This window comes from Tsuneonella mangrovi, from assembly GCF_002269345.1.
Taxonomy (GTDB): Bacteria; Pseudomonadota; Alphaproteobacteria; order Sphingomonadales; family Sphingomonadaceae; genus Tsuneonella; species Tsuneonella mangrovi.
Genome location: NZ_CP022889.1, coordinates 2,583,578 through 2,599,891, shown reverse-complemented (window position 1 = coordinate 2,599,891; position 16,314 = coordinate 2,583,578). Strand labels below are relative to the sequence as shown.

Below are 16,314 nucleotides of genomic sequence, written 5' to 3'. Positions count from 1 at the left end.
CACGCAAGTTTCGGATCCCTCCGGCACGGGTAGAACGCCCGATGACACGGTGGGACCGGTTCGGAGGGAGTAGGATATGAAGAAGGTACTGTTGACGCAGCTCAAGGTCTGCGTGGCAATTGGAGCATTGAGCCTGGGGGCAAACAATGCAATGGCGACCGAAGGCTATTTCGCCAACGGGGCCGGTGCCCGTGCAAAGGCACTCGCCGGAGCGGGCGCAGCCGATGCCCGCGATGCCACCGCGATCGTGGTGAACCCCGCCGGGCTTGCCGATCTCAAGGACTCCGAAATCGATATCTCGGTTTCGCTGTTCAACCCCAACCGCAGCTACACCGTCACCGGTGGCCCGGGCTTCCTGCCTGCCGGCACGACCAACAGCGGCAGCAAAGTGTTCCCGATCCCTAACTTCGCGCTGGCTTATCGTGTAAGCCCAACCGATGTCGTGGGGCTTTCGATCTCGGGCAATGGCGGTCTCAACACCAACTACGGTCCGGTGACGAACCCGGCGTGCGGCACGGCACCGTTCCCTGCTCCGGATGGCACCTATTGCGGTGGACCTGCAGGCGTGAACATGATGCAGATGTTCGTGAGCGCCGCCTACGCGCACGATTTCGGTCCGCTCAAGATCGGCATCTCGCCGATCCTCGCCTACCAGCGGTTCACCGCACGCGGCGTACTCGCCTTCGGCGGGGTATCGAGCGATCCGACAGCACTTTCGGACAACGGCTATGACAGCTCGACCGGCTTCGGCGCGCGATTCGGCGTCGAACTTGCGCCGACGCCCGGCTTCCGTATTGGCGGCGCCTACCAGACCAAGATGAGCATGGGCCAGTTCAAGAAGTACGCCGGCCTGTTCGCCGACCAGGGCGGGTTCGACATCCCCTCGACCTGGCAGGTCGGTGTCGCGGCTGACGTGACTCCGCAATTCACGCTGATGGCCGATTATCGCCGGATCAACTATTCCGAGGTGCCTTCGGTCGGCAATCCGTCCTCGGTGATGCTGCCCTTCGGCTCGACTGACGGTCCCGGCTTCGGCTGGAAGGATGTCGAGGCATGGAAGTTCGGCGCGGAATACCGCATGAGAGGGGGCGGCGCGGTGCGCGTCGGTTACGCACATAACACCCAGCCGATCTCGGGTTCGGACGTAACACTCAACGTGCTTGCGCCGGGCGTGATCCAGGATCACTTCACCGCGGGCGGCAGCATCCCGGTGGGCAGCCGCAGCTCGTTCGAGGTCGCGGCGATGTATGCGCCCACCGCCAAGGTCAGCGGGATCGAAGTCACGCCGATGGGCCCCAACCCCGGGCGCACAATCGAAATCCAGATGAACCAGTTCGAGTTCACGCTCGGCTGGAAGCTCAAGCTCTGACCCTCCCTCCCGGTCGCCGATCGCTTGCCAAGGCAGCATCGGCGGCCGGTTTACGGGCCGGCAAATGGCAGCCTCCGGTTGCAGCAACGTCAATCGCCTGCAATAGGTATATTAGAGAATCGTGAAGTATCGTGCTCATGACCGCCGGTGAGGACCTATGCCATTGAATCCGTTCGCAACGGTCAAGGAAGACACCGCGCTGTCGCCGCTCGTGTCAGACGAGGTCAAGACCAGCACCTGCTACATGTGCGCCTGCCGCTGCGGCATCAAGGTCCACCTCAAGAACGGCACGATCCGCTACATCGAAGGCAACCCGGACCACCCGGTGAACAAGGGCGTGCTGTGCGCCAAGGGTTCGGCCGGGATCATGCACCAGTATGCCCCGGCAAAGCTGACCAAGCCGCTGCTGCGCACTGGCGAGCGCGGATCGGGCGAGTTCAAGGAAATCGAGTGGGACGAAGCACTCGAGCTCGCGACCGAATGGCTCGGCGAAGTGCGCAATCGCGATCCCGGCAAGCTGGCGTTCTTCACCGGGCGTGACCAGAGCCAATCGCTCACCGGCTGGTGGGCAACCAAGTTCGGCACCCACAACTTCGCCGCACACGGCGGGTTCTGCTCGGTCAACATGGCCGCCGGTGGGCTCTACACATTGGGCGGTGCGTTCTGGGAATTCGGCGAGCCGGATTACGAGCGCACGCTCTACCATATGATGTTCGGGGTGGCAGACGACCACGATTCGAACCCGATCAAGCTCGGCCTCGGCAACCTCAAGACCCGCGAGGGGACCAAGTTCGTTTCGGTCAACCCGGTCCGCACCGGCTATTCCGCGATTGCCGACGAATGGGTCGGCATCCGCCCCGGAACCGACGGGTTGTTCATTTTCGCTCTGATCCACGAACTGCTGAAAGCGGAGAAGATCGATTTCCCCTCGCTCGCGCGGTATTCGAACGCACCGTGGCTGGTGATCCGCGAGCCGGGTGCCGACGACGACGGGCTGTTCCTGCGAGACGGGGACGGCGAACCGCTCGCCTGGTGCCCCGAACAGGGCAAGGCGATCCCCGCCAACGCGGTCCACATCAAGCCCGCGTTTGCCGGGGAGCGCACCGTCAACGGGCGCACCGTGGTCCCTTCGTTCCAGATCCTCGCCGAACGCTACCTCAGCGACGAATTCTCGCCTGACGCGGTGGCTGAAACCACTGGCGTTGCCGCTGATACGATCCGGCGCCTTGCCGCCGAACTGGCCGAAGTCGCGTTCGAAAAGGAGATCGTGATCGATGAACCGTGGGTCGACGCCTGGGGCCGCCACCACGACAAGTTCGTCGGCCGCCCGGTCTCGTTCCACGCGATGCGCGGCATTTCGGCACACTCGAACGGGTTCCACACCTGCCGCGCGATCCACATCCTGCAGGCGCTGCTCGGTTCGGTCGATTGCCCGGGCGGGTGGCGCTACAAGGCCCCCTTCCCCAAGCCGATTCCGCCGGGAGCAAAGCCGGCCTGGCCCAAGGATACCGCGGCAACCCCGCTCGACGGCCCACCGCTGGGCTTTCCGCGCTCGCCCAAAGATCTGATCGTCGACCAGTACGGCGACCCGCTGCGAATCGACAAGGCATACAGCTGGGAGCACCCACTGGCGCTCCACGGGCTGATGCACATGGTGCTGCACAACGCCGCGACGCAGGATCCTTACGGCATCGACGTTTTGTTCATGTTCATGGCCAACATGGCGTGGAACTCCTCAATGAATATCCCCGAGACGCTGGGGTATTTCACCAAGAAAGACGAGAACGGCGAATACGTGATCCCGAAGATCATCTATTCGGACGCGTTCTACTCCGAGACAGTCCCCTACTGCGACCTGATCCTGCCCGACACGACCTATCTCGAGCGGTACGACTGCATCTCGATGCTCGACCGGCCGATCTCGTCGGCTCAAGGCGCGGGGGATTCGATCCGCCAGCCGGTCGTCCAGCTCGACCGCGACGTGCGTCCGTTCCAGACCGTGTTGCTCGACCTTGGCGCACGGCTTGGCCTGCCCGGCATGGTCAACGAGGACGGGTCGCCCAAATTCCCCGGCGGCTATCCCGACTATATCGTCAACCACGAGCGCTCGCCGGGCATCGGCCCGCTTTCCGGCTGGCGCGGCAAGGACGGCGAAAAGTCGGGCGTCGGCGAAGTCAATCCGAACCAGCTCGATCGCTACATCGAGAACGGCTGCTTCTGGGAAGAGCACCTGCCGCTGACCGCGCAGTTCATGAAGCACGCCAACCGCCGCTATCTCGATCACGCAGCGAAGAACCAGTGGATCGGCGCGGCCAAGCCGATCGTGTTCCAGCTCTACAACGAAGACTTGCAGAAATTCCGCAACGCGGCGCGCGGCGCGGGCGATATCCATCCGCCAGAGCAGCACCGCGAGCGGATCGAAACCTACTTCGATCCGTTGCCGATCTGGTACCAGCCATTCCTCGAAGCCACCGAAGGCGGCGACGAGTTCCCGGTCCACGCGCTGTCGCAGCGGCCGATGCACATGTATCACAGCTGGGGCAGCCAGAACGCGTGGCTTCGGCAGATTACGTCGGCCAACAAGCTGCATATGCACCGCAATCTGGCCGCCAAGCACGCGCTTGAGGACGACGACTGGGTGTGGATCGAAAACGGTCGCGGACGGGTCAAGGCGCAGGTCCGGCTGGTCACCGGGGTCAACCCGAACGTCGTGTGGACGTGGAACGCGATCGGCAAGCGCAAGGGTGCTTGGGGTCTCGACAATGACAGCCCGGAAATGACCAAGGGTTTCCTGCTCAACCACATCATCACCGAGAAGCTGCTGCCCGAGAAAGGCTCGAAAGCCTATTCGAACTCCGACCCGGTTACCGGCCAGGCCGCGTGGTACGACCTGCGGGTGCGGCTGAAGAAATGCTCGGCCGAGGAATCCGACGAAAGTTATCCGGTGTTCGAGGCGGTCGACCAGCGCTTCAAGGGTCAGGAAGGACCGATGGAATTCGGCGCGAACCTCAAGGGCGCGGACACCGGCGGCAAGGAGCCGCTGCGCGACTTCATCGGCCAGCGCCATGCCAACCATTCCGCAATCCCCGGCATCCGTGACGGGCGCGGCAACAGGGTGAAAGACGACGCATGACCAGCCTGCCGAAAAATCCGACCGGCAAGAAGCTCGGCCTCGTCATCGATCTCGACATTTGCGTCGGCTGCCATGCCTGCGCGGTCAACTGCAAGGAATGGAACACCAGCGGCAAGTCCGCTCCGCTGACCGACTACGACCCCTACGGCAAGAAGCCCGACGGGGTGTGGTTCAACCGTATCCATACTTTCGAGACGACCGACGACCAGGGCCGCGGGCAGACTGTCCATTTTCCGCGTTCGTGCCTCCACTGCGAAGATGCGCCGTGCGTCACGGTGTGCCCCACCGGAGCCAGCTTCAAGCGTGAGGAGGACGGCATTGTCCTCGTCAACGAGGATATCTGCATCGGCTGCAAGCTGTGCAGCTGGGCCTGCCCCTACGGCGCGCGCGAGTACGACGAAGCCGAAGGGGTGATGAAGAAATGCACCCTGTGCGTTGACAAGATCTACAACGAGAACCTGCCAGCGGAGAGCCGGGTGCCGGCTTGCGTTTCGACCTGCCCGGCCGGCGCGCGCAGCTTCGGCGACCTCGGCGATCCTGAAAGCGAAGTGTCCAAACTGGTCGCCGCGCGCGAAGGCTATGCGCTGATGCCCGAGCAGCAGACCAAGCCGGTCAACCGCTACCTGCCGCCCCGCCCCAAACAGGACGGGCGCGAAGAGAAAGCGCCGCGTATGCTTAGCCACGGCGACCAGAATACCGACGGCGCGGGCGTGATCGCGCGCTGGGTCGACAAGATCCTGTCCTGAGAGCCAGCCGATGCATCCAGCCAAATCCGTCATTTTCTTCACTACTGCTTCGGGCGCAGGTTACGGTCTGCTGATCTGGCTTGCGGTGCTCTCGGCCTACGGGTTGCTGCCCGCTTCTCTGGTGTTTGGCCTGGTCGCGCTCGGCTTCGGCCTTGGTCTGGTGACCGCCGGGCTGCTCTCTTCCACATTCCACCTCGGCCATCCCGAGCGTGCATGGCGCGCACTGTCGCAGTGGCGATCGAGCTGGCTGTCGCGCGAAGGCGTCGCTTCGATCACTGCGTTCGTCCCGCTCGGCCTGTTCGCGATCTGCTGGGTGTACTACGGCGAAAACACCGGCCTTGCCGCGTGGTTCGGCATCGCGGGTGCAGCGATGAGCCTGCTGACGCTCTACACCACTTCGATGATCTATGCTTCGCTGAAGCCGATCCCGGCGTGGCACAATGGCGGCACGGTAGCGGGATACCTCGTGCTCGGCCCGATGAACGGCGCGGTGATCCTCGCCTTCCTGACCCATGCGTTCGGCTATGACGATGCATCCGCCGTGATGCAGGTGGCTGCGGTTGGAATGCTGGTGCTCGGCTTCGCGGTAAAGCTGCTGTACTGGCAACAGATCCACGCCGCGCCCGCCGTCAGCACTGCCGGATCGGCCACCGGGCTCGGCCATCTCGGCAAGGTCGAACTGACCGCCAGCCCGCACGACAGCGACAACTACCTGCTGCGCGAAATGGGTTTCCGCATCGCCCGCAAGCACGCCTTCAAGCTGCGCTGGATCGCGATCGTGCTGGCGTTCGTTGTCCCCAGTTTGTGCCTGCTCGGCGCGATTTCGATCGAGCAGTCGGCGATTGCCACCGTATTGGCCGCGCTCGCGTGGCTCTCGTGCCAGATCGGCGTGACCACCGAACGCTGGCTGTTCTTCGCCGAAGCCAAGCACGCAGTCACGCTCTACTACGGCGAAGCGGCGGTCTGATATGCTCCGTCCGCTCAATGAAAAGCGCGTTCGCGACGCGCTCGGCACCGTCACCAATCCGGTGACCGGCAACGATATCGTCGCGTCGGGCGTTGTCGAAGGCATCTCGATCAAGGACGGCACCGTCACCGTCATCCTTTCGATCGACCCCAAGACGCTCGATGCGATGGAAGTTGCGGGCAAGCAATGCGAAGCCGCCGTGTCGAAGCTGTCGGGCGTGAAGGAAGTCCGGATCGCGTTGACCGCTCACCGCGAAGCTCCGGCGAAGGAACCCTCGATGCCGCGGACTCCGATGGCCCCACCCAAGCCACCGCCCCCTGAAGCATTGCGAGGCGTGAAGCGCATCGTCGCGGTCGCAAGCGGCAAAGGCGGGGTCGGCAAGTCGACCACCGCGGCAAACCTCGCCTGCGCCCTCCAACAACAAGGGCTCAAGGTTGCCCTGCTCGATGCCGATATCTACGGCCCCAGCGTTCCGCGAATGCTCGGCGCGCAGTCGCGACCCGGGTTCACGCCTGGCGACAGGATCCGCCCGGTGATGGCGCACGGCATCGCCACGATCTCGATGGGCCAGCTGGTGCCCGAAGACCGCGCGACGATCTGGCGCGGGCCGATGGTGATCGGCGCGATCCAGCAGCTCTTCAAAGGCGTCGAGTGGGATGAGGACGGCGATATCGACGTGCTGGTGGTCGACCTGCCGCCCGGCACCGGCGACGCGCAGCTGAGCCTGGTGCAAACTGTGCCCGTTAATGGCGCAGTGCTGGTCTCCACCCCGCAGGACATCGCGCTGATCGACGCAAAGAAAGCCAACGACATGTTCGCCCAGATGGACATTCCGGTGTTCGGGATGATCGAGAACATGAGCCAGTTCATCTGTCCGCATTGCGGCGGCACGACCGACGTGTTCGGCCACGGCGGGGCGATCGCGGCAGCGGAAAAGGCGGGCATCACGGTGCTAGGCCAGATCCCGCTCGATCCGGCGATCATGCAGCAGGCCGAAGACGGCACCCCGATCGTACTTGCGGCCCCCGGCTCTGATGTTGCGGCGCGCTACCGGGCGATAGCGAAGAGCGTCAGCGAAGCGGTGGAAGCGGCCTAGCCTTCCTCGCGCAGCCGCTTGGCGCGGATCGCCATTTCGATCCGCTGGACCCCGAACAGCCCGAGCGCGAACACCACGAACGCGTCGCTGACCAGCCCTGCATCGACTGCACCCGATTGTGCTTCGTAGTCGAGGCCCATCCGCAGCGCGCCCCGCCCGACGATCAGCACCCCGAGGAAGATCAGCGCCCACATCGATCCTTGCGCCATCGCTTTGCCGGTATCCTTTTCGATCCAGATCTTCATCAGCTTGCCGCGCTGCCAGCCGAGCGCCGCGCCCGCCGCGAATGACAGGCCGACCCACAGCCAGCCCATCCCCTGCGGCGGGAACTGCGCCAGCGTGGCCGCCGTGATCGCGGCAAACAGCAGCGGAACGATCACCAGCGACCTAGTTGAAAGCGGCATCGGCCGTGCCATCCGCCGGGCGCGAAATGCCAGCGCGATTGCGATCACCAGCAGCATCACGCCGATGGTGTAGACGTTGGGTGCCTGTCCGTTCATCGCTCGCTTGCTAATCGGCGACACAAGACTTGCCAAGCGGCTTGCCCGCGCGCTCCCCAGCCCCTATCTGCCGCGCAACTCCGAAAACCCGAGATTCCCAAGGACGAAAATGGCCGCCCAGTACGCATACGTCATGAAGAACATGACCAAGACCTTCCCCGGCGCGCAAAAGCCGGTGCTGAAGGACATCAACCTGCAGTTCTACCAGGGCGCGAAGATCGGCATTGTCGGGCCTAACGGCGCGGGCAAGTCCACCCTGATCAAGATCATGGCGGGGATCGACAAGGACTTCACCGGCGAAGCATGGCCGGGCGAGAACATTACCGTCGGCTATCTCGAGCAGGAGCCCGAGCTCGACCCGACCAAGACCGTGCTCGAAAACGTCAAGGACGGCGCGCGCGCGACGGCCGACATGGTCGAACGCTTCAACCAGATCGGCATGGAAATGGCCGAGGAAGACGCCGACTTCGACAAGCTCGGCGCGGAAATGGCCGAGTTGCAGGACAAGATCGACGCGGTCGACGGGTGGACGCTCGACAACCAGCTCGAAGTGGCGATGGAAGCACTGCGTTGCCCCCCGGGCGACTGGCCGGTCACCGACCTGTCGGGCGGTGAAAAGCGCCGCGTCGCACTCACTCGCCTGCTGATCCAGAAGCCTTCCATCCTGCTGCTCGACGAACCGACCAACCACTTGGACGCGGAATCGGTCCAGTGGCTCGAGAATCACCTCGCCGAATATGCCGGCGCAGTGCTCATGATCACCCACGATCGCTACTTCCTCGACAACGTGGTGGGCTGGATTCTCGAACTCGATCGCGGTTCGTACTACCCCTACGAAGGCAACTACTCGACCTACCTCGAGAAGAAGGCCAAGCGCCTCGAACAGGAAAGCCGCGAGGAATCGGGCAAGCAGAAGGCGCTGCAGCGCGAACTCGAATGGATCCGGCAGACGCCTGCCGCGCGCCAGACCAAGTCCAAGGCGCGTATCCGCAAGTTCGAGGAGCTGCAGAACGCGCAAGAGAACCGCGCGGTCGGCAAGGCGCAGATCGTCATCCAGGTGCCCGAGCGGCTCGGCGGCAAGGTCATCGAAGCGAAGAACATCTCCAAGGCCTATGGCGACAAGCTGCTGTTCGAAAACCTCAGCTTCATGCTGCCCCCGGGCGGCATCGTCGGGGTGATCGGGCCCAACGGTGCGGGCAAGTCCACGCTGTTCAAGATCATCACCGGCAAGGAAACGCCCGACAGCGGCAGCATCGAGATCGGCAGCACCGTGCACCTCGGCTACGTCGACCAGAGCCGCGACCATCTCGATCCCAAGCACAACGTCTGGGAGGAGATTTCCGACGGGCTCGACTACATGAAGGTCAACGGGCAGGACATGAGCACGCGGGCCTATGTCGGCGCGTTCAACTTCAAGGGGCAGGACCAGCAGAAGAACGTCGGCAAGCTATCGGGCGGCGAGCGCAACCGCGTCCACATGGCCAAGATGCTCAAGGAAGGCGGCAACGTGTTGCTGCTCGACGAACCGACCAACGACTTGGACGTGGAAACCCTCGCCGCGCTGGAAGACGCGATCGAAAACTTCGCCGGCTGCGCCGTGGTTATCTCGCACGACCGCTTCTTCCTCGATCGCTTGGCGACGCACATCCTCGCCTTCGAAGGCAATAGCCACGTCGAATGGTTCGAAGGCAACTTCGAGGCTTACGAGGAAGACAAACGCCGCCGCTTGGGCGATGCGGCGGACCGGCCGACGCGATTGGCATACAAGAAGCTGACTAGGTGATTGGCTGCGTGTCGGGTCGTACGCAGACTGTCTGCTAACGACCCGATTGCGGACATCGAATCATGCCCGGACTTCGGCCGCTTCGGCTGGATCAGAAACCTCGTTCCACAGTTGCTCGACCAGCGCGTAGTCGCGTTCACCTTTCTTCGAGTCCGGCTGGTTCAGCATCATGTCTCTGATCTTTTCAGGACGCAACTGAGGGTTGGTTTGCTTGACCAGCAGAACATTCCGTTTTGCTTCGTCCGACTCGTCACGCGTGTAATGCATTATCGCCAGCAAGAGGCCCACATAGCCATAACTAGGATTGGCCTCTCGAAATGCGGTCATTCCCGGAAGTGCCGCAGCATAATCTCCTGCAAGATAGAATAGTATTGACTGGTACCAGCGCTGGCCAGCAGTGAAATGCGCGTTCGGCGCTAGCTCTGCAACGCGTTCGATGGTGGTCCAAGCATCATCCCATCGACCTTCATATGCATATGGAATGCTTATCATCAGCATTGCTTCTGCATTGAAAGGATCGCGGGCCAACACCGCTTCGAGCGTTGCGATTGAACGCGCGTGCAAGCCACTATAGCTTTCCGCTGCGCCGATAAATATCAGCGTTGCGATGTCGTTGCCGGCGAGCCTCCGAGCCTCATCGAGATGCCGTTGAGCCAGTTCGAGATACTTGCCTAGTTCTTCGTCCTCATACATCCCGTTGATCGCAAACGCGCCGGCATACCAGCTCAGCAGTGCATGATTGATGGCAAAGTCAGGAAAGGCCTGAAGCGACTTCTGAAGATCATTGACCGTGCGTTCCATATGTGACCGCCCCGCGTTCGCGAAAACGCTAACCCATGTGCGTATTGCCGTTTCCCACGGGCCTTGCATTTCCGGGGGTAGCCGTTCGGCCCGATGGGCTTCGGCCAGCTTGACTTCAGCCACGCTGCCCGCCGATATGCGGCCAGCCATCTCGTCCGAGTTCTCGAAGATTGCATCGGCGTCGGCATCGAACTTGTCGGACCACAGCAGTTTGCCCCCAACCGGATCGACAAGCCGGACATTGATCCTTGTCTTCGACCCCATCCGCCTAAGCGAGCCTTCGACACGATATTCTGCCCGAGTTTGTCCGTTGGCAGTGACAAGACAGAAGTGTCGATCCGATGCGATGATCGAGGATACATCCTCAGCCAATCCCTCAGCGAGAAAGCCGAGCTCCTCGTCTGTCGAATGATTTTCGAACGGCAGGACCTCGATGGCAGGCTGGCGCACTTCGATAGATGAACGCGCCGCCTGCTCGGCGAGCGCCTTCTCCGAAACACCCCCGGCAGACTGTGCGCCCACTGCGCGAGCAAGTTCGATAAATTCGGTCTTGTCGGTGCCACCTCGCCAGCCGGAGAAGTCGAGCGCATGCATTTGGCGAAACCCCATTGGCGGCAGCACGCCATCAAGGGAAATAGGCACCAGCTTGCCTTGCGTTCGGGCATATTCGGCTTCGTCGCGAACCCAGTGCGAATGCAGGCTATGCTGTGACCAGGCCACGATAATATAGCTTGCTGCTTCCAACTGCTCTTCGATTACCGCGGCAAACTCGCTTCCACCTTCGATCAAGCGGTCCCACCACACCGACGAGCCTTGAGCTTCGAGCGCTGCTGCGAGGCTTGCGATGCGTTCGCGATCGGCGCGTGCATATGACAGGAAAATCTCGGACAAGCGAAGCCCTCTCCGGCATACGACCCCACGCAGGCAAACAGGGTCAATTGCGATAGGGTTATCAGAAGATTGGATAGCGGTCGATTGACGTGCGCTTTCCACCCTATTCGAGGCATCTGCGACGGATTGCCGACTTCGTTTGACTAGCGCCGCCTGACTTGCGAGACTCGCTTGCAAGGCGCTCGACATCCGGGCGCGCTACCTGGCGGCGAAGCCCATCACACCGCGAGCACGAACTTCCGAAGGACTTCCATGACCACTCCCAGCAGCGGCGACACCGTGACCATCGACTACGTCCTGAAGCGCGGCGACGGCGAGATCGTCGGCAACACCGCAGAGGTCGGGCCGCAGGAAATCCAGCTCGGCACCGGGCAAATATTCCCGCAGATCGAAGCGGCGCTCAGCGAAATGGAAGTGGGCGAGCAGCAGACGGTCGCGATTGCGTGCGCGGATGCGTTCGGCCCTCGGAGCGAGGAATTGGTGATCGACATCCCGCGCGAGAACCTGCCACCCGAGCAGGCGCCGCAGCCGGGCATGATCCTGCAGGGGCAACAGCCCGACGGCACCCCGCTGACGCTCTACATCCTCGAAGTGGGCGAACAGTCGGTCAAGGTCGACGGCAACCACCCGCTCGCGGGTGAAGACCTGACCTTCGATCTTACCCTGCGCGCGATCGGGCAGCCCGGCTAAGGGGCACCTGATTCAGCGATGGCGCAAGGCACCCCGTCTGCACTAGATTGCGCGCGTCCCAGCCCCGATCACGATTGGAGAACTCCCGATGGACGAGACCCCTGCCAACCTGGTGATCATCCTGATCTCCGGCCCTGAGAGCCCCAAGCGCCTGCCTTCCGCGTTCTTCCTCGCATCCACCGCGGCCGCATCCGACATGAAAGTGGTAATGTACTTCACCGGCCCCGCGACCGAGCTGCTCGCCAAAGGCCGTGCGGAGCAAATCGTGCCGATGGAGGGCGGCAAGAGCATGGCCGGCTTCATGAAGCTCGCGACCGACAACGACGTCCAGATCATCGGCTGCCTGCAGTCACTGGAACTCAACGGCCTGACCCGCGACGACGTACCGGCAGACATCCCCATGATGACGCCGAGCACCGCGCTACCTTCGCTGGCGTCGGCCGGTAAAGTTCTGACCTGGTAGGACCGTTACCGGCCGGCGAGAACCAGATTATACCTTTGGTTCGGGCGAATCGTCTTGCGTGGCGATGTTTACTCCTTCGCTGGCCTTCTCCAGCTCGTCGCCAACCGGATGCTTGGGAATGAAGTTTTCCGCCAGCGCGTGATACAGGCGGTCGCGGCAGACCATCGAACCGGCCCAATCGCCGATCAGCGCCGTGGCAAACAGCGGCAGGATCGCCGCGCTGTTGCCAGTCGCTTCGCTGAGAATGATCACGGCGGTCAACGGCGCGCGAACCACGCCGGTGAAATAGCCCGCCATCCCCAGCAGCACAATCATTCCGGAATACTGCGAATTGAACAACGGGGTCAGCAGGTTGCCGATACCCGCGCCGACCGACAGCGACGGAGCGAAGATGCCGCCGGGAATTCCGCTGACACTGGTGACCAGCGCGGTGACGAACTTGGCCGGACCGAACCAGTAATCGCCGTGGATCTTCATCTCCAGCAGCAGCTTGGTCGGTGCATAGCCCGTGCCCGAAGTTGCCCCTGTGGTAAGGAACCCGATCGCGCCAACGATCAGTCCGCAGATCAGCGCAGCGAGCACCGGGCGCGCACGTACTTTGTCCGCCCATCGTCCCTTTGGCCCGCGCAAGGCAAGCAGGAGACGTGCGAACAGGCCGCCGCACGCACCGCCGATGATCCCGGCCAGCGGCGCGGCGACCAGCACGACGGTGATCGGCAAGCTGCCGTGGATCAGCCCGAAATAGGTGTAGTTTCCCGCGAGGCCCTGTGCGGTCAGACCGGCGATCATCACCGCGCCCATCACCAGCACCGCCACGCGCTGCTCGTAAGCGACCGCGAGTTCCTCGATCGCGAATGCGATACCGGCGAGCGGCGTGTTGAACGCCGCCGCGACACCCGCCGCGCCGCCCGCGATGACCACGCCCGAGGTCACCCGCACCCGGAAGATCTCGTGCACCTTGACCATCAGTGCGGCAGCCAGCTGCACCGTCGGTCCTTCGCGTCCGACCGAAGCCCCGCCGAGCAATGCGGAGAACGTCGCCACGACCTTGAACAGCGCCACTCGGATCGACACCAGCGCATCCGCTGCCCGGCCTTGCGGCATATGGCTCGCCGCGATCACCTGCGGGATGCCCGACCCGCGCGATCCGGGCGCAAACCGGACGGTCGCCCAGACAATGCCGGTGAACAATAGCGGCGTGAGCACGAAATGGACCCATGGATAGGCACGCTGCAAATTGTCGAATATCGCGGTCGAACGATCGCCCGCCCAGGCAAACCCGAGCGCGGTCAGGCCGATCAAAACCGCCGCAACGAGCGTGGATATCCTGCGGCCCCAGTCTTCCGGATTGACGAACTCTTCCGGCATGCTCTCACGCAGGCGCCGGCTCGATAAAACGGGGAATCGCATGGGGATCGCTTATGCCGCTTGGTCTCTCGTGTCGAGCGTTGAGAGCATGAACGGTAACCATTCCATTCCGTTCAGATTGAGGACATCCAAGATGAACTAGATCGACTCTCATGGACACAGGCCGCAGGTTGTGGGGCGGCATGGATTGGAGAGCCACCATGACATTGAAGACCCTGTTGCAGACCGGCACCGCTGGCATCGTTGCCGCTGCGCTTGGACTCGCCCTGATTCCCGCGCAGGCCAATGCGGTCGAGGCCGGTTCACGGATCGAACGCGACCGCGCACAGGCCCGCGCCGAGCGCCCGCGTCCTGCTGCCCGGCCGATGATGCGGCAGGCACCGCAGCAGGCACAGCAAGCACAGGCGCGACCGCAGCAGCAGCCCTATCGCCAGGTCCAGCGTTCGCAGCAGCGCGACCAGCGCGCATGGAACCGCAGCCAAAATCGCAGCGAGACTGCCCAGCAGCGCAGCACTCGCGAATGGAACCGCAGCGACCAGCGCCAGGTCGAAGTCCGCGCCGAGCCCAACCGGACTTACTCTGACCCAGGGCGCAACCGCACATATCGCGACGGGTACCGCGACGGGCAGCGCACCGATTGGCGGCAGGATCGCGCAACCAATCGCCAAACCTATCGCGATGGCTATCGCGATGCGCGCCAGCGCGACTGGCGGGGTGACCGCAACGATCGCTACAGGAACGACCGCCATCGCGAGTGGCATCGGGATCGCGATTATCGCAACTGGAACCGCGGATGGCGGGACAATTCGCGCTACGACTGGCATCGCTATCGCAGCTACAACCGCAACATCTTCCGGATCGGACGCTACTACGCGCCGTACCGAAGCTATAGTTACAGCCGGATCGGGATCGGATTCTACCTCGACAACCTGTTCTTCAGCAGCCGCTACTGGATCAGCGATCCGTACTACTACCGCTTGCCGCCGGCCTACGGCCCCTATCGCTGGGTCCGCTATTACGACGACGTGCTGCTGGTGAACACCTACACCGGCGAAGTCGTCGACGTGATCTACGACTTCTTCTGGTAGCCGCGTCGACGGGAAGGAAAGGGTCCGTCGACAGCAAGAGCCCCCGCCAGCCTGGCCGGCCGGCGGGGGCTTTTTCATGCAGGTCGTGAAGTCAGCCGCGCGGGGTGCCGAACGGCAGCATCCGCCAGAGGTTGCCATCCTTGTCGTAGAACGTGTGCTTGAGCGCACCGAGGGTATGCAGGACGATCAGGATCAGAAATGTGTCTGCTATCGTCTCGTGCATATCGATAATCGACTTGGCTTCATCGGGTCCGAAACCGACTGGAAGCGGGTTGATCGTGAACAAGCCCCAGAACGAGATGTGAGTCCCGTACCCGGAAACGCCGATCCAGCCGAACAGCGGCAGGCCGATCAGCAGGACGTAAAACAGCGAATGGAGAGTGCGCGCCAGCATTCGCTCCCATGGCTGGAGGTGCGGGCCAATCGGCGGCGGGCGATGGATCAGGCGCCACACGATCCGTAGCACCGTGAGCAGCAGGATCGTCATCCCGACTTCGAAATGGTACTGCATCACCGCATCGTGCTCTGCCTTAGGCAGCCCGTGCGAGTGCTCCGCGATGCGCCAGTTCACGATGACCGCGATCGCGATCAGCCAGTGGAGCAGCATCGCCACCCCCGAATATCGAGTAGTCTTGCCAATAGCCATGTTGCGAACCCTTTGCTGCTGCGAAGGGTCTTGTAGCAGTGCGACAAAGCGGAGCAAGCGCCGGGGTTGAACCTTGTGGCGCGATTGCTAGGGGTTTGCGCATGGCAAGCACCAAGGTCATCCCCGACAAGGACGCGCTGAAGCGTGTTGGCGAGACGGTTCGCAAGCGGCTCGAGGCCGACCCGAAGGCCTACAAGGTGCCGACCGACAAGGCCGAGATATGGGCCGTCGGCGAGTTCCTGACTCCGCTCGAATGCGACCGGATGATGCGCATGACCGATGCGGTTGCGCGCCCCAGTTCGCTCCATGAGCAGGACTATGCGAGCGGTTTTCGCACTTCCTATTCGGGCGATCTCGACCCGTTCGATCCGCTGGTGATGGCGGTCAGCCGGCGGATCGACGACCTGCTGGGCATCAACGGGATCTGCGGCGAAACGCTACAGGCGCAACGTTACCTTCCGGGGCAGCAGTTCAAGCCGCACAACGACTGGTTCTACACCGACCAGGACTACTGGAAGCTGGAGCGCAAACGCGGCGGGCAACGCAGCTGGACCGCGATGGCGTTCCTCAACACCGTCGAAAAGGGCGGTGAAACGCATTTCGTCGAAGTCGGCTCCAAGATCGAACCCAAGCCGGGCGTGCTGCTGGTGTGGAACAACGCCTCGCCCGACGGAACGCCGAACGAAGGCACCCTGCATGCCGGAACCCCGGTGATCGAAGGGGTCAAGTACGTACTCACCCGGTGGTATCGCACGCGCAAGTGGGCTTGAATT

Annotated in this window: 14 protein-coding genes; 10 read left to right on the top strand and 4 right to left on the bottom strand. The window is 62.9% G+C overall.

Annotated elements, in window-relative coordinates; all coding sequences use genetic code 11:
* Positions 1 to 76: 76 nt before the first annotated feature.
* The 5 genes from CJO11_RS12625 (at position 77) to CJO11_RS12605 (ending at position 7,311) form a co-directional block, all read left to right on the top strand.
* The gene (locus CJO11_RS12625; protein WP_095013024.1) at positions 77 to 1,369 is read left to right on the top strand and encodes an OmpP1/FadL family transporter; all 1,293 of its coding nucleotides are present in this window, start codon (positions 77 to 79) and stop codon (positions 1,367 to 1,369) included.
* A gap of 163 nt (positions 1,370 to 1,532) precedes the next feature.
* A complete protein-coding gene (locus CJO11_RS12620; RefSeq protein ID WP_240504498.1) occupies positions 1,533 to 4,502 on the top strand; it encodes a molybdopterin oxidoreductase family protein in 2,970 nt (989 codons plus the stop codon).
* Complete coding sequence (locus CJO11_RS12615; RefSeq protein WP_095013022.1) at positions 4,499 to 5,248, top strand: 4Fe-4S dicluster domain-containing protein; 750 nt, start codon at positions 4,499 to 4,501, stop codon at positions 5,246 to 5,248. Before CJO11_RS12620 ends, CJO11_RS12615 begins: the two co-directional genes overlap by 4 nt.
* 10 nt (positions 5,249 to 5,258) lie before the next feature.
* Complete coding sequence (locus CJO11_RS12610) at positions 5,259 to 6,215, top strand: dimethyl sulfoxide reductase anchor subunit family protein (protein ID WP_095013021.1); 957 nt, start codon at positions 5,259 to 5,261, stop codon at positions 6,213 to 6,215.
* A 1-nt stretch (position 6,216) separates the two neighbouring features.
* Positions 6,217 to 7,311 (top strand): Mrp/NBP35 family ATP-binding protein, encoded by a 1,095-nt coding sequence (locus CJO11_RS12605; RefSeq protein WP_095013020.1) that lies wholly within the window; start codon positions 6,217 to 6,219, stop codon positions 7,309 to 7,311.
* Here CJO11_RS12605 and CJO11_RS12600 read toward each other — a convergent pair.
* Positions 7,308 to 7,811, bottom strand: coding sequence for a CcdC protein domain-containing protein (locus tag CJO11_RS12600; RefSeq protein WP_095013019.1), 504 nt, complete (start codon positions 7,809 to 7,811; stop codon positions 7,308 to 7,310). The genes CJO11_RS12605 and CJO11_RS12600 overlap by 4 nt on opposite strands.
* 109 nt (positions 7,812 to 7,920) lie before the next feature.
* On the opposite strand from CJO11_RS12600, the gene ettA reads away from it, so the two are divergent.
* Positions 7,921 to 9,594, top strand: coding sequence for an energy-dependent translational throttle protein EttA (ettA, locus tag CJO11_RS12595; RefSeq protein WP_095013018.1), 1,674 nt, complete (start codon positions 7,921 to 7,923; stop codon positions 9,592 to 9,594).
* 60 nt (positions 9,595 to 9,654) lie between these two features.
* On the opposite strand, the gene CJO11_RS12590 is transcribed toward ettA, so the two are convergent.
* Positions 9,655 to 11,286: a TIR domain-containing protein gene (locus tag CJO11_RS12590; RefSeq protein WP_169829199.1), complete on the bottom strand. Its 1,632-nt coding sequence runs from the start codon at positions 11,284 to 11,286 to the stop codon at positions 9,655 to 9,657.
* 252 nt (positions 11,287 to 11,538) lie between these two features.
* On the opposite strand from CJO11_RS12590, the gene CJO11_RS12585 reads away from it, so the two are divergent.
* Entirely contained in the window at positions 11,539 to 11,976 is a 438-nt protein-coding gene (locus tag CJO11_RS12585; protein WP_095013016.1) for an FKBP-type peptidyl-prolyl cis-trans isomerase, read from the top strand.
* Positions 11,977 to 12,064: 88 nt separating this feature from the next.
* Positions 12,065 to 12,439, top strand: coding sequence for a DsrE family protein (locus tag CJO11_RS12580; RefSeq protein WP_095013015.1), 375 nt, complete (start codon positions 12,065 to 12,067; stop codon positions 12,437 to 12,439).
* 27 nt (positions 12,440 to 12,466) lie between these two features.
* On the opposite strand, the gene CJO11_RS12575 is transcribed toward CJO11_RS12580, so the two are convergent.
* Entirely contained in the window at positions 12,467 to 13,807 is a 1,341-nt protein-coding gene (locus CJO11_RS12575; RefSeq protein WP_095013014.1) for a chloride channel protein, read from the bottom strand.
* A gap of 200 nt (positions 13,808 to 14,007) precedes the next feature.
* Here CJO11_RS12575 and CJO11_RS12570 point away from each other — a divergent pair, with 200 nt between their 5' ends.
* On the top strand, positions 14,008 to 14,895 hold the full coding sequence (locus CJO11_RS12570) for an RcnB family protein (RefSeq protein ID WP_150125033.1): 888 nt from the start codon (positions 14,008 to 14,010) through the stop codon (positions 14,893 to 14,895).
* A 91-nt stretch (positions 14,896 to 14,986) separates the two neighbouring features.
* Here the strand turns inward: CJO11_RS12570 and CJO11_RS12565 are convergent, their stop codons facing one another.
* Positions 14,987 to 15,541 carry a cytochrome b gene (locus CJO11_RS12565; protein WP_095013012.1) on the bottom strand — a complete coding sequence of 185 codons (555 nt, stop codon included), beginning with the start codon at positions 15,539 to 15,541 and terminating at the stop codon, positions 14,987 to 14,989.
* Positions 15,542 to 15,642: 101 nt separating this feature from the next.
* On the opposite strand from CJO11_RS12565, the gene CJO11_RS12560 reads away from it, so the two are divergent.
* Positions 15,643 to 16,311, top strand: coding sequence for a prolyl hydroxylase family protein (locus CJO11_RS12560; protein WP_095013011.1), 669 nt, complete (start codon positions 15,643 to 15,645; stop codon positions 16,309 to 16,311).
* Positions 16,312 to 16,314 lie beyond the last annotated feature (3 nt).